We start from the raw sequence: 15,539 nt of genomic DNA, 5'->3' as shown, positions 1-15,539 counted from the left end.
AGGTACTCGCAACGACCACCGGACTCCTGAGCGATACGGTTTCTCCGGCGCGGGGCCGACTGCCGGAGGGCAAAGTGGGCCTGCGCCAATTCGTGATCGATGCATGGTCGTGGCTGAACTACAAGCCGGTGATGGCGGAGGCCGGGCGTCCGGGCAGCCGCGCGTTTCCGGAACTGACACGGACGTGGGTGCCACCGCACGACTTCCGGCGGCTGGCCGCGTACAAGGTGCTGGCGTCGTACGACAACAATCAGGCGGGGCAGCTCGCGGCGGTAGGCGGCGACGCGAGCGCGCTGGAGCGGCGGGAGTTGGGCGACGCGGCGAACCTCGTGGACACTGCGCTTGGCTACCTGCTGGGTTCGGAGCAGAAGGTCGCGGTCGAGGGGGCGGAGCACGCCGACGAGGAGACGTCGATGCCCGGCGCGGCGGAGGCCGCTGCGGTGCAGGACCGGCTCCGGAAGTGGGCAGACAAGGAGCTGCTGACGTTCCGGGTTCAGCAGGCGGAGCGGGCGGCGGTGCTCCTCGGGGACAGCGTGATGGTCCTGGCGTGGAACCCGGAGAAGCAGCGGCCGACGCTGCGGGTCTATGACCCGGGCTTCTTCTTTCCGCAGTGGGACGACGAGGATGACGACTTCCCCCGCAAGGTCCACCTAGCGTGGGAACTGCCGGCGGACGACGACGCCGGGCTGAAGGCTCGGGTACGTCGGGTGACGTACGAGCTCGGGCCGATTTCCGAGGGCGGCGAGGAGGAGGGCGACGGCTCAGCGAGGGCGCGCACCTATCCGTGGGAGCCGGGCCGTACGTCGAACGTGACGTGCTACCTCACGGACGCCGAGTGGCTGTTGGAGGACCTGAAGAACGGCGAGACGCTGGACCAGTTGCCGATGGGCAAGGCCGCGTTCCGGGTGCGGGAGGACGGCACGGAGCTGAACCGGCTGGACTTGATGATCGACTTCGTACCGGTGGTGCATGTCGCGAACACGATCCCGGACGGTGGAGAGCACTGGGGGCGGTCGGTCCTGGCGCGGGTGCTGCAGGCGCTTGACGAGCTCGCGGCCACGGACTCGGACAGCTCGGCGGCGTCGGCGACGACAGGCACGCCGATCATCGGGCTTGCTGGCGCGCGGCTGCCGGTCGACCGGGCGACAGGCAGGCCGCAGGAGCTTGAGGTGAAGGCGGGTGCGGTGTGGCAGCTCGGTGAGACCGGGCGTATGGATGCCCTGGATACGTCGCCGCAGTTGGCCGAGTTGCGGGCCCGGGTGGATCACCTGCTGGAGCGGATCGCGGCCAACTCGCGGGTGACGGCGGCCGGGCTGGGCACGCTGGACGCCACGGAGGTGCCGTCGGGGTACGCGCTGAAGCTGGCGCTGGGACCGCTGGACGCGCTGATCGGGATGATGCGGTTGGCGCGGGAGCACAAGTACCGCCTGCTGTTCAAGATGGTGCAGCGGCTGTACCAGGCCGGGCGGGCGGAGGGATGGACCGCTGGGGAGACGATGCTGGCGCGGCTGGCGTGGGCGCCGCATACGCCGACCGACCGAGGCGCGGTGCTGGAGGAGGTAGTCAAGGCATACGGGGCAGGGGTGCTGTCGCTGGAGACGGCCGTGGCGATGTTGATGGAGGCTGGGTACCCGATCCGGGACGCTTCGCAGGAGGTGGAGCAGATCAGGGCGAAGGCGGAGCAGGAGGCCGCGGTGCGGCTGGCAGAGGCGGCGGCCCGTCGCGGGGCGAGCGGCGAGGAGGATACGGAGGAGAACGATCCCGCAGCGTGGGGCGGCAGGGCCGAGCACGACAAGGGGCGAGTACCGGACCCGGTAGGCGGCTGACGGTGGCCGTGTCGGCGCAGGTGGTTACACTGGCCGACAGCGCGGGGGCGCGCTCTGGAGGAGATGTATGGTCCGGCCCCTGCTGCCTCGCCGCCCTGTCGGCTTCCGCCGTGATGGGCGGCCGATCTACCCGATTCTCGGAGCCTCTTCGGAGGACGAGACGAACGACCAGCTGGACGACGGCACCGATGACGGCGGCCAAGAGCAGCAGGTCACTGTCACTCAGGACCGGCTTGGAAAGATGCTGACTCGGGAGAAGGCCCAGGGTGAACGGGCCGCGATCAAGCGCCTGTTGTCCTCGCTCGGATTCGATACTCCGAAGGCGCTCTCCGAGTTCGTGACCGCTCGGAGGGAGGCTGATCAGGCCGCGCTTTCGGAGGTGGAGCGCCGGGAACAGGCTGCTCAGGAGCGGGAGTTGCAGGCTTCTCGCCGGGAGGAGCTGGCCGCCGAGCGGGAACGGGCGGCTCTGCGCCGGGCTGCGCTCGTGGCCCTCGGCGCGGAGGACGACGACCTGTTGGACGCAGAGCGTCTGCTTGCCTTGGACGACGAGGACGCCGACGAGGCGCAGATCCAGTCCGCGGCCGAGGCGCTGCGGGCCAGGCGTCCGGAGCTGTTCGGAGAGGTCCGCACGCCGGTGCCGGCCGCCCCCGCGGGTGCACCGGCAGGGCGCGGCCCGACCCGTACGACCCCAGTGTCCAAGCCCGGTTCGGCAGGACTGGATATGGCCCGCCGACGTGGCCTGATCCCGGAGTTCAGCGACTCCACCGCCCCGTAGTCCCGGGCACAGACCTTGGGGGACCACGCCCCCAGAACTTCGTGGACGACATCGCCTCCCTGGGCGGTGTGCGGATTCTGACCGCAGCGTCCATGGAGATACGCACATGACCATCCAGCCCGTCTCGAAGTCCGAGTACACCACCGCCAACCGCGAGTGGCTGGCTTCCCTGCACGGCACCGACTCCGTCGACACGATCACCCTCGACCTGAACCTGTTCTGCGAGGGCACCCACTACGTGTGCGGCGACGGCTGTGACCCGTACGGCCGGGTGCTGTCCGGTGTCCCGGTCGGCAGGGTCGCGGAGTCCGGCCTGTACGGGCCGTACGACCCGGAGGCGCGCTGCGGCCGTCAGATCCTGCGCGGCTTCGTGATCGCGGAGGCCCCGTTCGCGCCGGGCCAGACCCGTGTTCCGGCCGCCCTGCTGTGGCACGGCGCGGTGAAGGCGTCGAAGGTACCCGGCGGCATCGACGTGTCCCAGCTCGTGTGGCACCCGCGTGCCGCGCAGATCTGCTTCGTCTGAGCGGGGGCTTGAGCTGTGACGATTCAGGACCTGCTCAAGGACGTCTCGGTCATGGACCTGACGGCGTTCGCCAGGGCGATCCCGAGCCCGAAGGACTTCCTCCTCACCCAGACGATCTTCCCGACCGTCGAGATGCGGGAGGTGAAGTGGCGTACGAAGGACTCCGGCCGGTACGTCAACGTCGCCAAGTACCGCGCGTTCAACGCCAGCGTTCCGTTCGCGACCCGTGAGGCGTGGCAGACCTCCCGCGAGGGCGCGCTGCCCGCGCTGGGCCAGAAGCTCGTCGTTTCCGAGCAGGAGCAGATCCTGCTGGAGGCGTCGCACGGCTCGGATCAGGACCGGTTGGTCGAGCTGCTGTACGACGATGTGGAGCGCCATGTCGAGGCCATCAGGTCCCGGCTGGAGCTGGCCGCCGGCGACGTGCTCAGCGACGGCCGGTTCACGCTGGAGCAGGAGAACGGCCTGACGCTGGAGGTGGACTGGAACGTCCCCGCCGCGAACATGCCGGTCGCCCGGATTCCGTGGTCGGACCCGGCCTCCGACCCGATCGCGGACGAGCTGCGGTGGATTCAGCAGCTCGACGACATCGGCGCCCCAGAGCCGGAGATGGTGATCACGTCCCGGAAGGCGTTCAGCTACCTGGCGGCGAACAACTCCTACAGGGCGGCGTACTACGGGTCCGTGAGCCCGTCGACCACGCCGACGGCAACGCTCACTCCGCAGCAGATCAACGTGGTGCGCGGCAACTACTCGCTGCCGCCCATCCAGTTCTACAAAGCCCAGGTGCGGGTCGACGGCAAGCCCCGCAAGGTGCTGCCCGAGGACCTGTGGATTCTGGTGCCGCCGGAGCGGGAGAAGTGGGCACAGACCATGTACGGGGTGACGGCGGAGGCCCTGGTGCTGTCGCGGGGGACGAACCCGGAGATTATCCGGGAGGAAGCCCCCGGCCTGATCATCACCCGAGGTGTCCAGGATGACCCCGTGCAGATCTGGACCAAGGGCGCCGCGGTCGGGATGCCGGTCATGCACACCCCGGACGCGCACATCGTGGCGAAGGTCCTGTGATGGCGGACCGCGGGCGGCTGAAGGCCGCGGTGTACGTGCAGGACCCGACGACGAGGGAGGAGCTGGTCCTGCTGCCGGGCGACTGCCCGGAACCGGAGGTGGCCGCCCTGATCACCAACCCGGACGCGTGGGACGTCCCGCCGGACGACTGCGAGGAGCGGGACGAGATGGTCTCGGTGGAGAAGCCGGAGCCGACCGACAGCAAGGACGACGGCCAGGAGGACGACGCCGGCGCGAGCGGGACGAAGAAGCCGCAGACCCGGCGCTCCCGCTCGTCCGGGTCGTAGGATGACACTCGTACGGCTCGTCACCAGCATCCCCCGTCTGGTGACGGGCCGTACCTCGTTCGAGGAGGGCCAGCCCCCTGTGGATGAGTTTCAGAGGTCGTGGCTGCTGGCGCAGCTCGGCCCGGACACTGACCCGGCCGACTTGGAGCGCCGGTACTTCCGGTTGCGGTCGGTGCGCGCCGTCGCCCTCGAGGTGTTGGGCGAGCGGCGGGCCAAGCTCCTCGCGGACCCGTTGAAGGTCACCGTCGACGGCGTGGTGACGATGGACCTTCAGGAGAACCTGCGCGGTATCGAGCGGCAGATCGAGCAGGCGCGCCAGGTCGCCTCGCCGGATGACTCGGATGACCAAGGCGAGGCGGACGAGACGCTTGGGATGACGTGGCTGGTGCCCACACACCGTTACAGGTAGGGGCTGACGGCCGGGGCGCGCCGCCGTCTCGTGTGGGCACGCCGGCCACCCTTGCCAACAAGATCGCGATCTGAGGTGGTCCATCAGGAGGCGGTCCGGAGAGGCGTGCCTTGAGTGGCAGATACGGGGCGGAGCATCGGCCCCGTGATGTCGACGGGTGCGTTCAAGCCGTCCAGGAGCACGATGATCCGGTCGACGTTGGTGAGGCGCCGCTGCCCAGACTCCAGCATCGACAGAAAAGCCTGGCTCAGCCCCGTCAGGAGGGCCATGTCCTCCTGACGGAGATGGCCGTGCTCCCGTACGAGTTGGCACAGCCTGCCGAAGTCTCTGTGTAACAAAGCAGCTCTGACGCTCTGGCAAGCCCATACATGGGGTGGAACGGAGGGGCCCGCAGGCTGTGCAACCGCCCCGCTGCGAGCGCAGCCGGAACAGATGTCGTCGCTGTTGTACCTGCTCAGGCGGCACTGGCAGGTACGGCACCGACGAGTGTCCCGTGAAGTTGCAGTTATCTCAGTGACCCGCGGCCCCGACACCTGATCGTCTCCTTCGCTCGCTGAAAAACCTTGGATCCGGCACCGGCCGGCGTGTGCCCCATCACACCGGCGTTCGGCTCTGTGGCGTATCACTGGCGCTTGGCGAAACTGCTCAACGTCGGGCGACGTGACTTTTCAACATCCGCTTACACATGTGTTCGTTCGGGGCAGACTTAGGGTCACGATCATGGTGAGTAGCGGGCAGGTGGTAGCAGGCATGGGCAAAGGCCGCGCGGGGTGGCGTCCGGACCAGCTTCGTGCCATGCGCGAAGCACATGGTCTGACGCTTGAGGGCGCCGGCGAGCGGCTTCGTGAAGTGGCCGGCGCTGCCGGACTCACTGTGCCGGCAGCGAACTTCCAGACGCTGTGGCAGCACGAGCAGGGCGAGGTGTATCCCGGCCCCCACTACCGTCGGGCTTATTGCCTTCTCTACCGAGCCACTGAGCCGGAGTTGGGGTTGCGTAAGGCACTGCCGGGTGAGCAGACTCAGCTCAAGCTCACACCGTCGAAGGCGGAACCGCTCGGCGACCACGTGCTGGCCGTTGAGCGCGCGGTGCTGCAGATCGCTCCGGGCGACGCCAGCAGCAACGGTAAGGAGGTTCAGCAGCGGATCATCGACGCCTGGAGACGTCGTCACACTGGCGGCGATCCGAACCGGCCCACTCTGTTGATGGTGGGCGGCTTCGCCGGCAGTGGGAAGTCGGAGTTCTCACGGTTCATCTCGCGGCTCACCGGATGGCCTGTCCTCGACAAGGACCCCATCACCCGTCCGCTTGTTGAGCGGCTGCTGGTTGAGATGGGAAGCGATCCAAACGACCGCCACTCCCCGGTATATCGGGAGAGCGTGCGGCCTTTGGAGTACCAGTGCTTGCTGGAGACCGCCTACGCCAATGTCGATTGTTCGATCAGCACGGTGCTCACCGCACCGTTCGTTGCCGAGGTTAGCGACGAGCGGTGGATGCGCCGGCTGATCAACCGGTGCGAGGCTCGGGGAGTGACCGTGGCGGTCATCTGGATCCAGTGTGACCTGGAGACGATGCACGAGTACATCAGCTTTCGCTCGGCAGCCCGCGACAGCTGGAAGTTGCAGAACTGGGACGAGTACGCCTCGACGATTGACCCGGAGCTGCGTCCGGTCATACCGCACTTGGTGGTCGACAACCGTCTGGGTGCTGCAATATCCCTCACCGACCAGGTGCGACAGATCTTCGGGGCGGTGTTCGCATGAGCCAGGGCATCCTGCTTTACGGTCCACCCGCATCTGGGAAGGACACCATCACTACGGTGCTGTGCGAACACAACCAGTCCTACAGCGCGTTCAAGCGTCTGAAAATTGGCAGTGGCCGCACCGATGGCTACCGCATGGGGACCTCCGATCAGCTCGTAGAGCTCGAGGCGCGCGGAGACGTGATCTACCGTAACGACAGGTACGGCAACATCTACCTCGTAGACCGTCAGGGCCTTGTCCAGACCATGCAGGACGGGTCCGTTCCCATCCTGCATCTCGGGCAGGTCGCGGGACTTGAGGCGGTAGTGGCTAGGTTCCCCGCCTCGTGGAGCAGTGTGCTGCTGTGGTGTTCACGGGAGAGCACCGCGGTCCGTTCCAAGGGGCGCGGTGACAGCGACACCGAGGCCCGCCTGGCTGCCTGGGAGGCTACGGCCCAAGACCTCGAGGCCAGTTCGGATTTCGGCTGGGATCTGCGACTCGATACCGATGCCGTGTCGCCCACAGAGGCGGCCCAGGAGATTGATCGCCTGATTCGCCACGGCATCTGACCGCAGGCGAACCACGGCAACTCGCTATGGTTCGTCGTTACCTTCCCGGCCTTGGTCAACTTGCAGAAGCAAGAGTGCCTCGGCGACGGTGAGTTCGCGGTCTCGGGCGTCCGACCACTGGTGGAGGACTCGGCTGGCTGCTCGCATCAGGTCATCGGGGAGCCCGATCTCCCTCAGCAGAGCTGCTGCATCGTCAAGTTCAGGGCCCCAGCGCCAGGCGCGGGATGCTGTCTTGGGGATGTACTCGGTTTCGGTCAGATAGCTGCCGCCCCGTTTCCCGGCGATCTTGAGGAGCTCGTCGGCTACGCCGCTGGCATCGGCGACGCCGTAGGCGAGCGCCGCCAGGACGCGGGAGGCCTTCTGGTAACTCGAGTAAGACAGCTTCAGTGCAGAGGCCGCTCCCACCTCGGCGCCCAACAGATAGGTCTTCACGTCGCTCGCGGCGAACAGGGCCGTGGCTTGAGAACAGCCGTCTGGGTCTCCGGACAGATACAACGTGGGCTGCTTGCCGCCCACAGGCGGAGAGCCGATCACCGCGCCGTCGATGACCTTGGTGCCAGGAAGCAGTTCTGCGACATCCTGGACGCGGCTCGGCGTGATCGCGTTCGCCTCGATATACAACCGGCCATCGAACCCGCAGGCAGCCACCTGCTGTGCGACATCCACCGCGGCGGCAGGCGGACACAGAGACAGCAACACATCAGCATGCGCCACGAGTTGCGCAAGGTTCTGCACGCCTTCGAGGCCAGCGTTCTCGGCCCGGGCGCATGATCGGCTGCTGCGGCCATCTGTGCACCACAGCACCCGGACGTTCTGCCTTCGCAATTGGGCACCGAAAGCAGCGCCCATGCTGCCGGGGTGCATCAGCCCGACAGTTATCCCTGTGACCATCATGGTGCTGTCCTCGTCTGGGTGGTGTTCAGCAGCAGTGCGATGGCGCTGAGCGTCTCGGGTACCGCGTGGTTGGGCGGGGTGAGGTGATCGGGCCATGGTCTGTGGTGGCTGACCCAGATGGTTCCGAGGCCAGCGGTTTGAGCTCCGCGGATGTCGTTCTCGGGATTGTCGCCAACCATCCAGGCTTCCTCCCAGGGGGTGCCGCCGCAGCGGGCGACAGCGACGTGGAAGGCGTCCGCTTCTGGCTTGCGTGCTCCGATCTCTTCTGAGATCACGATGGCGTCGACAGCCTCGGTGAGTCCTGCGGCGGCGATTTTGGCGCGCTGGATGTCGGTGGCTCCATTGGTGAGGATGCCCAGTCGCCATCCCGCGTCGTGTAGCTGGTCGAGGGCCTGGACGATGTCCGGTCTACGGGGCACTCCGGCGGTGATTCCAGTGACGTAGTTGTCCCAGAGGTCCATAGCCTGCGCCTCGAGGCCGAGCTCCTGGCGCAGCCGTTCGAAGGTGGCCGGGTACGCCCTTTCCCGGAGCGCCCCAACGAGGTGCCCCTCGTCTTCGTCACTCAGGCCTTGGAGGCGGCAGAAGTCGGCCGCCCATTCCGTCAGCGCCCACTGGCGGTTGATGAGGGTGTTGTCGAGGTCAAAGAGCACCAGCTTCTGCACAGCGCGAGACCCTAGCTGAGCCCAGCGGCCGTCACGGGGTCGGGCCGGTGGACGAGACTGCCTTGGCTGGCGTGGGCGCTGTTGCGAATGGGCGCAGGAGAGAACTGGCAACATTAGCGCCACGATCGCCACGATGCCGTTCTCCACATCCTGCGAACACCTTCACCGCCGGTCACTGTCCGCGCGTCCGGATGCAGAAGGAGGATGCACGCTGCCCAAAATCCCTGAATAGTGGCCTACATGGATCCGGTTGCCACAGCTCGCGCCGTTGCAGAGGAACGTCATCCGGCCGCTCGTGCGGCGTTCCTAGGGGGCAGCGTCGTCACGGCGCGCCGCACGGCGACGTCTGACCTCGACATCGTGGTGCTGTTGCACGGAGCACCGGCTCCATACCGGGAGAGCCTTCAGCATGGCGAATGGCCGGTTGAGCTGTTCGTGCATACCGAGGAGACGTGGCACGCCTTCGTAAAGCGGGAGGTAGTGAAGCGCCGGTCGCCTCTGCTGTGGATGTGCGCGGACGGCCTGCTGCTCTTCGACAGGGATGGAGTAGGTGAACGTCTCGCTGCTGAAGCCCGGAAGCTGGCCGCCGCTGGGCCACCCGCTGTGACGGGCGAAGAGATCGAATACTATCGCTACGCGATCACTGATCTCTTGGACGATCTCGCTGCGAGCACCGACCGGGTTGAGCGCCTGTTCATCGCTACCGAATTGACCCGCCGAACCGGCGAGTTGATGCTGGCTGTTGGCGGGGCTTGGAGTGGTGGCGGGAAGTGGCTCGCGCGTCGTCTTGAGGCCCATGCACCCGGGCTCGGTCTGCGCCTACACCACGCTGTCCGCGATGCGCTGGAGGGCCATGACGAGGCCCTTGTCGACGTGGTCGACGACGTGCTGGGGCCGGTCGGCGGCCGTTTGTGGGCCGGCTACCGGCGCAGCGGAACGCCATGACGGATTTGGTAGCCGTACGACGTGAAGTGTCGGCACCGAGGTTCGTCGATGTTCTCGCCGTGAGCATGGAGTTCCCGGGGGCCAGACGACAGCGGGATGCTTGGCGGTGCCCTACCGTAAATCGATGACTGACGATCCGAAGGGCCGGGCCCCGTTCCAGGTGCTGGTTCTGCCTTTCCGGCAAACCGGGGATGGGCTGAGATACGCCCTGTTCCGGCGTGCAGATCGGGGCTGCTGGCAGGGTGTGGCTGGAGGCGGCGGAGCAGGGGAATCCCCGATGAAGGCGGCTCGGCGAGAGGCCGCCGAGGAGGCGGACTTGGACGGCGATCTTGATTTCGTCGAACTCGACTCTCGCGCGACGATCCCGGTGGTGTACGTCACCGGCGAGTTCACCTGGGGACCGGATGTACTGGTGATCCCGGAGTTCGCCTTCGGGGTCCGAGTCGACAGCCCGGAGCTGACGCTTTCCAACGAACACACCGAGTACAGATGGTTCGCCTTCGACGCGGCGATGACGGCTGTGCAGTGGGATTCCAACCGCTCGGCCCTGTGGGAACTCGATCATCGTCTGCACCGCGCAGGTCGCGACGGATTGACGGCTCGCTCGTGAACTTATGGTCCGGTGGGGCTGCCCGTTGGGTATTGCAGAGGTGATATCACCTGTGGGATAGGGAATTGAGCCACCTTTGGCCCATGGTGTTGTCCGCCACCTACTGGGCTGCTGCCGGTTTCCAGACGTCACCTGCTGGACGCGCCCGGTCAATACGGCGAGCGACCCATTCACTTCTGGGAGACCGCGTGGACACCCTAACTCCCGCCTCGCGAGAGGCCACAGTCATGTCCGGCCCACTCGAAGGTTCGCCCTACGCGTTCACCGTCCCACCCTCGGTCGAGGCGGTTCCATCCGCACGAGCCCGAGTTGTCAACCGTGCGCAACGGCTCGGGCTTCCCCTGGGTGACGAACTTACCGACGACCTGCGCTTGCTCACCGGAGAAGTAGTCGCAAACTCGATCACCCACACGCAGGGTTCGTGTGTGGTGTCGGTGCGGTGGACCGGAGAGCGATTGCGCGTTGAAGTCACTGATGTTGAGCCCACCTTGGTACGTCCGTCCCGCGCTGACGCGATGGATGAAGACGGGCGGGGCCTCTTCCTCGTTGACGCGTTGGCGACCGAGTGGGGCTCTGAGCCTTGTACGGCAGGCAAGACGACTTGGTTCGAACTGGCAGTCCCTGCTTGCTCATAAGGAGCCCGCAGCCTCCTTGAAGCCGATGAGAAGCTGCAGTATCACGGCTCGCGCACAACTCCATGGTCTCGTACAGGTGTGCTAACTATCGTGGCCGATCTTGTGCCGAAGTCCTGCCCTTCGGCTACGGGGAGGCCGAAGGGTAGGGCGGCTTCACGGAGTCAGAACGACCAGCTACGCCGGTCGGACAGCCATCGCAGAGTGACTTCGCCGCACCATGTCTGATGCTGGCGAGGGTGCGGTCACCAGTCCGCCGGAGGCTGTGCACCGGAGACCAAGAAGAAGCCAGGGAGCGCGGCGAGGGCGGCGTCGAGCCGCTCGTCGGCGACCTCGAGGGCGGTGGGTTGCGCCGCGAACAGTGTCGTGGCGTCGTGGCCATCAGTGAACGCGGTGGCCAAGAGGAGGACCTAGTCGAACCAACTGCCCCCGAGGCGCGGTCAGTTTTAGTCGCAGATCCACGCGCCATCGTCGGCCGCGCACCCGGTAGGAATCAGTAGGCTTGCGCGTATGTCTATGACCTCCACTCGCGTGCGTTTCGCCCCGTCTCCAACTGGAATGTTCCATGTTGGCGGAGCCCGGTCGGCTCTTTACAACTGGGCAGTCGCACGACAGTCGGGGGGCAAGTTCGTCCTGCGCATCGAGGACACCGACGCGGCCCGCAACAAGCCTGAGTGGATCGACGGGATCATCAGCGCGCTCGCGTCCATCGGGATCTCCAAGGACGATCCCGTGTTCGAGGGCCCCTACTTCCAGTCGCAGAACGCCGACCGGCACCGCGAGGCCGCCCAGCGGCTCTATGCCCAGGGCCGCGCGTACTACTGCGACTGCACCCGTGAGCAGGTGCAGGAGCGGACCGGCTCCCAGCACCTCGGCTACGACGGTTTCTGCCGGGACCGGGGCCTTGAGTACGTCGAGGGCCGGGCTCTGCGGTTCAGTACGCCCACCGAGGGCGACACGGTCGTCGTGGACCTGGTCCGCGGGGAGCCGTCCTTCCCGAACTCGGCGATCGAGGACTTCGTCATCGCGCGCGGCGACGGCTCCCCGGTCTTCCTCATCGCCAACGTCGTCGACGACCTCGACGAGGGCATGACCCTGGTCATCCGCGGCGACGAGCACCTGTCGAATACGCCCAAACAGCAGATGCTGTGGGAAGCCCTCGGCGCGAAGCCCCCTGTGTGGGCACACCTGCCGGTGATCGTGAACGAGAAGCGGCAGAAGCTGTCCAAGCGCCGCGACAAGGTCGCCCTTGAGGACTACCTCGCCGAGGGCTACCTGCCCGAGGCGATGACCAACTATCTGATGCTGCTCGGCTGGGGCCCCGGCGACGACGTCGAGCTCCTGCCGTACGAGGAGTTGGAGCAGAAGCTCCGCGTCAAGGACGTGAACACCTCCCCGGCCTTCTTCGACATCAAGAAGCTGACCGCGTTCAACGGCGAGTACATCCGCGCCCTGCCGTTGGAGAAGTTCATCGAGGCCTGTGGGCCGTGGCTGCGCGCCCCGTACGCCAGCTGGGCGCCCGAGGAATTCGATCAGGCCGCCTGGGAGGCGATCGCCCCGCATGCCCAGACCCGCGTGACCGTCCTGTCCGACATCACGGCCAACGTCGACTTCCTGTTCCTGAAGAAGCCGGTGGAGGACGAGGCGTCCTGGACCAAGGCCATGAAGGGCGACCCGTCTGCCCTCCTGACCACGGCCTGCGCCAAGCTGGAGACATCTGACTGGACCAGCCCCGCGTCCCTCAAGGAGGCGGTTCTGGCCGCCGGCGAGGAGCACGGCCTGAAGCTGGGCAAGGCCCAGGCCCCGGTGCGCGTCGCCACCACGGGCCGCACGGTCGGTCTGCCCCTCTTCGAGTCGTTGGAGGTCCTCGGCAAGGACCGCACGATGGCCCGGATCGACGCGGCCCTGGCGAAGCTCGCCCGATGAAGCCCTGCATTCCAGGTACGGGGAGGCAGTGGGGCTTGAAGAACCCCACCGGACCCTGTTGAACCCGTCGGAGACGCGACGGACTGACGTGACCAGGGCAGTTGCAGCATGACGACCAGCGTGAGGCCAACCCTCGACGTAGTGTGGCCTCAGAACGTCCAACCACGCCGGTCTGCCAGCCACCGCAACGTGACCTCTCCGCACCAGGTCTGATGCTGGCGAATGTACGGGGACCAGTCGGCCGGGGGCTGCGCGCCAGAGATGAGGAAGAAGCCGGACAGAGCAGACAGAGCGGCGTCGAGTTGTTCATCGGCGACTCCGCGAGCCGTGGGGTGTTCCGCGAATAGCTCGTTGGCGTCATGGCCGTCGGCGTGTGCGGTGGCCAATAGGAGCACGAGATCGAACCAGGGCGCCCCCAAGCAAGGCCAGTTCCAGTCGCAGATCCAGGCGGCCTCGTTGATATCGATCAGCACGTTGTCCTGGCGCAGGTCGTGGTGGAGGACCGCGTTGCCCGCGGTGGCCTGCCGCCATCCGCCCTCGAGTTCAGCCAAGGGGTCTAGGAGCTGGACCGGTACCCACTCAGGCAGGAGATCGACCTTGGTGACGCCGGCCTGCAGGTCACGCCAGTCGCCGAAGTCTCCCCCAGCGCCGACGGGTTTGAGCCCGACTTGCATCAGTTGCTCCGGCGGTGACGAGAGCGCCTCAGCCGTCGTTGCGAAGGCGGCCAAGGTGGCGACCAACTCGTGGCGCTTCCACGGCTCGGTAGGCATCCGCCCACCATCGACGGCTTCAAATCCAAGGACCACCCATCCGTCCTGCTCCTCCATCCACTGGATGCGTGGAGCCGGGACCTCCTCTGGTAGGGCCTGGTTGATCACCGCCTCCCGCCGGTAGCAGTCGGCGACATGGACCATGTCCGTGCTGTTGACTGCTTTGATGAACTGCGTGCTAGAGCGCCCATTGATCACTGCGGCGAAGCCTCCGGTGAACCCGCTGCCGGCGCTCGGCTGAGCGATGGCTGTGCCTCCCAGACGTCGCGAGATCAGATGGCGGACTTCCTGGGGAAGGCTCTCCCAGCAGGGGCGCGCGGCGGTAGAGGCGTATGGCGGTTTCGGAGTGACGGCGTCCGGCATTCCGCCAGAGTGGCGGACTCGCAGCCCGAGTCGCCACCGGAATTCCCGCACGGGACCAGGTCGGGCGACTCGCCGGCGCCCAGGCGCAAGCACCGGACCATCGCTGATCGGGGGAAGCAGGCGCTATGGGGATGCGTGCAGCGATCGTGGTGGGCGTCTTGACGAGCCGCGCGGGCGGGAGACGCCCATGCAGGTCTACTGGGCGTGTCTTGAGTGGTGGAGCACGCGGCTGATGCGTCAGGCTTCGATGTTATGACGCTCTTCTACGTAGTGCAGCATGCCGAGAAGGAGCAGCAGCCCGGTGATCAACGGCTCACCGAACTCGGCCGATTGCAGGCTCATCGGACCGCACAGTGGCTTAGCCACCTAGGTCTGCGTGCTTTGGTGAGCAGTCCCTTGCGACGTGCTCGGGAGACGGGGGAGGCAATCGCCGCCGAGACTGGGCTCGAACTCCAGGTGGATGCCCGGCTGCAGGAGCGGGCGAACTGGGAGGAGGGCCAGTCATTTGAGGAATTTATGGCCGATTGGGCCAAGTCTGTACGAGATCGCGACTACGTCCCGCGGACTGGCGTCTCCTCACGTGAGGCGGGGGCCCGGTTCCGCGCGTTTCTCCTCGACTACGCCTCCAAGCCGGGGCCGATCGTGGTAACCACGCATGGTGGCGTCACTGTGGACTTGCTCCGGACACTGCTCGGCGATGAGGCTGTGACGTCGGAGTTGCTGGATGAGGGAGTTCCCTCCTGCGCGGTCACCACGTTCGAGGACCTGACGGTAATCGACATCGCGTCGACAAAGCATCTGGGGTAGTGCGCTCGATGGCCACGGGATGCGGCTCGGGAAGTCGCCCTCGCACCGGTGTCTGCCGTGTCCCGTGCTGGCCTGATCGTGCTACGGCCAGAGCGAGTCTGTTTGAAAGGCCCATCGGTTGGCCGTACCTGTCCGTCCAGTTACAGTAGCCAGTCGGTAGCGGCCATCTCCTCGCGCGCTATGTCAAAGCCGGAACGCCCGTCGGTGGCCACGCGTACAGCATCCACGGGTACGCGCTCGTCCAGGAGCCGGGCCTCATAGGCGCTGCTCTTCAACTCATGCTCAAGCTCTGAACCAAGCTCCCTGCCCGCGAGCCGCTCACCGGCGGTGACATCGGAGTCGGTGAGCACAATATCCGCACGATCTCGACGTCCCGGCCTATGGCAGGCTGGAACTTGCCCTTGCTCTCAGCCAAGACGATAGCTGCCTGTGCGTAGATCAGGCGGCGGTACCCCGAGCTCGGCGAAGTTAGACGAGACTGCCGTCAGATTGCGCTCGACGAGCTCTCTGCGACGCGGGTCCGCCTGCGGAGCAGGATGTGCCTGCACCAGCGCGCCCTCCGATGAGCACTCCTCCGCTTGATCCACAACTGCACCTTGGCACCGATCGGCCTGACTGAATGAACGAGTCGGGCGCGGATCCAGGGCTCCGGCAAAGTCGTTGATCACGCCGTCAGGAGCAGGTTGATGGGGCGGTCGGTGTCGCGTGCGTGATGCCGTAGGGCGGCGGCGATGTT

General features: G+C 66.5%; 19 protein-coding genes. 13 read left to right on the top strand and 6 right to left on the bottom strand.

Translation table 11 applies throughout. The features are described 5' to 3' along the window. Positions 1-74 precede the first annotated feature (74 nt). The 6 genes from ABZ848_RS45680 to ABZ848_RS45655 all read left to right on the top strand — a co-directional run bounded on the left by ABZ848_RS45680 (position 75) and on the right by ABZ848_RS45655 (position 4,885). Positions 75-1,826, top strand: a complete 1,752-nt coding sequence (locus tag ABZ848_RS45680) for a hypothetical protein (RefSeq protein WP_360841865.1) — start codon at positions 75-77, stop codon at positions 1,824-1,826. 67 nt (positions 1,827-1,893) lie between these two features. Next, entirely contained in the window at positions 1,894-2,601 is a 708-nt protein-coding gene (locus tag ABZ848_RS45675) for a hypothetical protein (protein ID WP_360841862.1), read from the top strand. A gap of 106 nt (positions 2,602-2,707) precedes the next feature. After that, positions 2,708-3,124 carry a head decoration protein gene (locus ABZ848_RS45670; RefSeq protein ID WP_360841860.1) on the top strand — a complete coding sequence of 139 codons (417 nt, stop codon included), beginning with the start codon at positions 2,708-2,710 and terminating at the stop codon, positions 3,122-3,124. A gap of 15 nt (positions 3,125-3,139) precedes the next feature. Next, on the top strand, positions 3,140-4,189 hold the full coding sequence (locus ABZ848_RS45665; protein WP_360841856.1) for a major capsid protein: 1,050 nt from the start codon (positions 3,140-3,142) through the stop codon (positions 4,187-4,189). Further along, the gene (locus ABZ848_RS45660; RefSeq protein WP_360841854.1) at positions 4,189-4,476 is read left to right on the top strand and encodes a hypothetical protein; all 288 of its coding nucleotides are present in this window, start codon (positions 4,189-4,191) and stop codon (positions 4,474-4,476) included. The genes ABZ848_RS45665 and ABZ848_RS45660 overlap by 1 nt, the downstream gene beginning before the upstream one ends. A gap of 1 nt (position 4,477) precedes the next feature. Further along, the gene (locus tag ABZ848_RS45655; protein WP_360841851.1) at positions 4,478-4,885 is read left to right on the top strand and encodes a hypothetical protein; all 408 of its coding nucleotides are present in this window, start codon (positions 4,478-4,480) and stop codon (positions 4,883-4,885) included. An 83-nt stretch (positions 4,886-4,968) separates the two neighbouring features. On the opposite strand, the gene ABZ848_RS45650 is transcribed toward ABZ848_RS45655, so the two are convergent. After that, entirely contained in the window at positions 4,969-5,223 is a 255-nt protein-coding gene (locus ABZ848_RS45650) for a helix-turn-helix transcriptional regulator (RefSeq protein WP_360841847.1), read from the bottom strand. A gap of 412 nt (positions 5,224-5,635) precedes the next feature. Here ABZ848_RS45650 and ABZ848_RS45645 point away from each other — a divergent pair, with 412 nt between their 5' ends. Together ABZ848_RS45645 and ABZ848_RS45640 are read left to right on the top strand one after the other, a co-directional pair. Beyond that, positions 5,636-6,646 carry an AAA family ATPase gene (locus ABZ848_RS45645; RefSeq protein ID WP_360841999.1) on the top strand — a complete coding sequence of 337 codons (1,011 nt, stop codon included), beginning with the start codon at positions 5,636-5,638 and terminating at the stop codon, positions 6,644-6,646. Continuing rightward, positions 6,643-7,194 carry a guanylate kinase gene (locus ABZ848_RS45640; RefSeq protein ID WP_360841844.1) on the top strand — a complete coding sequence of 184 codons (552 nt, stop codon included), beginning with the start codon at positions 6,643-6,645 and terminating at the stop codon, positions 7,192-7,194. Before ABZ848_RS45645 ends, ABZ848_RS45640 begins: the two co-directional genes overlap by 4 nt. A gap of 24 nt (positions 7,195-7,218) precedes the next feature. Here the strand turns inward: ABZ848_RS45640 and ABZ848_RS45635 are convergent, their stop codons facing one another. Both ABZ848_RS45635 and ABZ848_RS45630 read right to left on the bottom strand, forming a co-directional pair. Beyond that, a complete protein-coding gene (locus ABZ848_RS45635) occupies positions 7,219-8,088 on the bottom strand; it encodes a DUF1932 domain-containing protein (protein WP_360841841.1) in 870 nt (289 codons plus the stop codon). Further along, positions 8,085-8,750 (bottom strand): HAD family hydrolase, encoded by a 666-nt coding sequence (locus ABZ848_RS45630; RefSeq protein WP_360841839.1) that lies wholly within the window; start codon positions 8,748-8,750, stop codon positions 8,085-8,087. The genes ABZ848_RS45635 and ABZ848_RS45630 overlap by 4 nt, the downstream gene beginning before the upstream one ends. 240 nt (positions 8,751-8,990) lie before the next feature. Between ABZ848_RS45630 and ABZ848_RS45625 the strand changes: the two genes are divergently transcribed. The 3 genes from ABZ848_RS45625 to ABZ848_RS45615 all read left to right on the top strand — a co-directional run bounded on the left by ABZ848_RS45625 (position 8,991) and on the right by ABZ848_RS45615 (position 10,940). After that, positions 8,991-9,695, top strand: coding sequence for a nucleotidyltransferase domain-containing protein (locus ABZ848_RS45625; RefSeq protein ID WP_360841836.1), 705 nt, complete (start codon positions 8,991-8,993; stop codon positions 9,693-9,695). Between the two features lie 124 nt (positions 9,696-9,819). Next, positions 9,820-10,305 carry an NUDIX domain-containing protein gene (locus ABZ848_RS45620; protein WP_360841833.1) on the top strand — a complete coding sequence of 162 codons (486 nt, stop codon included), beginning with the start codon at positions 9,820-9,822 and terminating at the stop codon, positions 10,303-10,305. 83 nt (positions 10,306-10,388) lie between these two features. Then, positions 10,389-10,940, top strand: a complete 552-nt coding sequence (locus tag ABZ848_RS45615) for an ATP-binding protein (RefSeq protein ID WP_360841831.1) — start codon at positions 10,389-10,391, stop codon at positions 10,938-10,940. 242 nt (positions 10,941-11,182) lie between these two features. On the opposite strand, the gene ABZ848_RS45610 is transcribed toward ABZ848_RS45615, so the two are convergent. Then, a complete protein-coding gene (locus ABZ848_RS45610; protein WP_360841828.1) occupies positions 11,183-11,338 on the bottom strand; it encodes a hypothetical protein in 156 nt (51 codons plus the stop codon). Positions 11,339-11,495: 157 nt separating this feature from the next. Between ABZ848_RS45610 and gltX the strand changes: the two genes are divergently transcribed. Beyond that, positions 11,496-12,863 carry a glutamate--tRNA ligase gene (gene gltX, locus ABZ848_RS45605; protein WP_360841825.1) on the top strand — a complete coding sequence of 456 codons (1,368 nt, stop codon included), beginning with the start codon at positions 11,496-11,498 and terminating at the stop codon, positions 12,861-12,863. A 149-nt stretch (positions 12,864-13,012) separates the two neighbouring features. Here the strand turns inward: gltX and ABZ848_RS45600 are convergent, their stop codons facing one another. Then, the gene (locus ABZ848_RS45600; RefSeq protein ID WP_360841822.1) at positions 13,013-13,996 is read right to left on the bottom strand and encodes a phosphotransferase; all 984 of its coding nucleotides are present in this window, start codon (positions 13,994-13,996) and stop codon (positions 13,013-13,015) included. A 252-nt stretch (positions 13,997-14,248) separates the two neighbouring features. Between ABZ848_RS45600 and ABZ848_RS45595 the strand changes: the two genes are divergently transcribed. After that, positions 14,249-14,803: a histidine phosphatase family protein gene (locus ABZ848_RS45595; protein ID WP_360841819.1), complete on the top strand. Its 555-nt coding sequence runs from the start codon at positions 14,249-14,251 to the stop codon at positions 14,801-14,803. Positions 14,804-14,943: 140 nt separating this feature from the next. On the opposite strand, the gene ABZ848_RS45590 is transcribed toward ABZ848_RS45595, so the two are convergent. Further along, entirely contained in the window at positions 14,944-15,153 is a 210-nt protein-coding gene (locus tag ABZ848_RS45590; RefSeq protein ID WP_360841816.1) for a hypothetical protein, read from the bottom strand. Between the last annotated feature and the right edge of the window lie 386 nt (positions 15,154-15,539).

Source organism: Streptomyces sp. NPDC047081 (genome assembly GCF_040643775.1).
Classification (GTDB): Bacteria; Actinomycetota; Actinomycetes; order Streptomycetales; family Streptomycetaceae; genus Streptomyces.
Note: the sequence above shows the minus strand (reverse complement) of the source record. Positions and strands in the feature narration are given on the sequence as shown.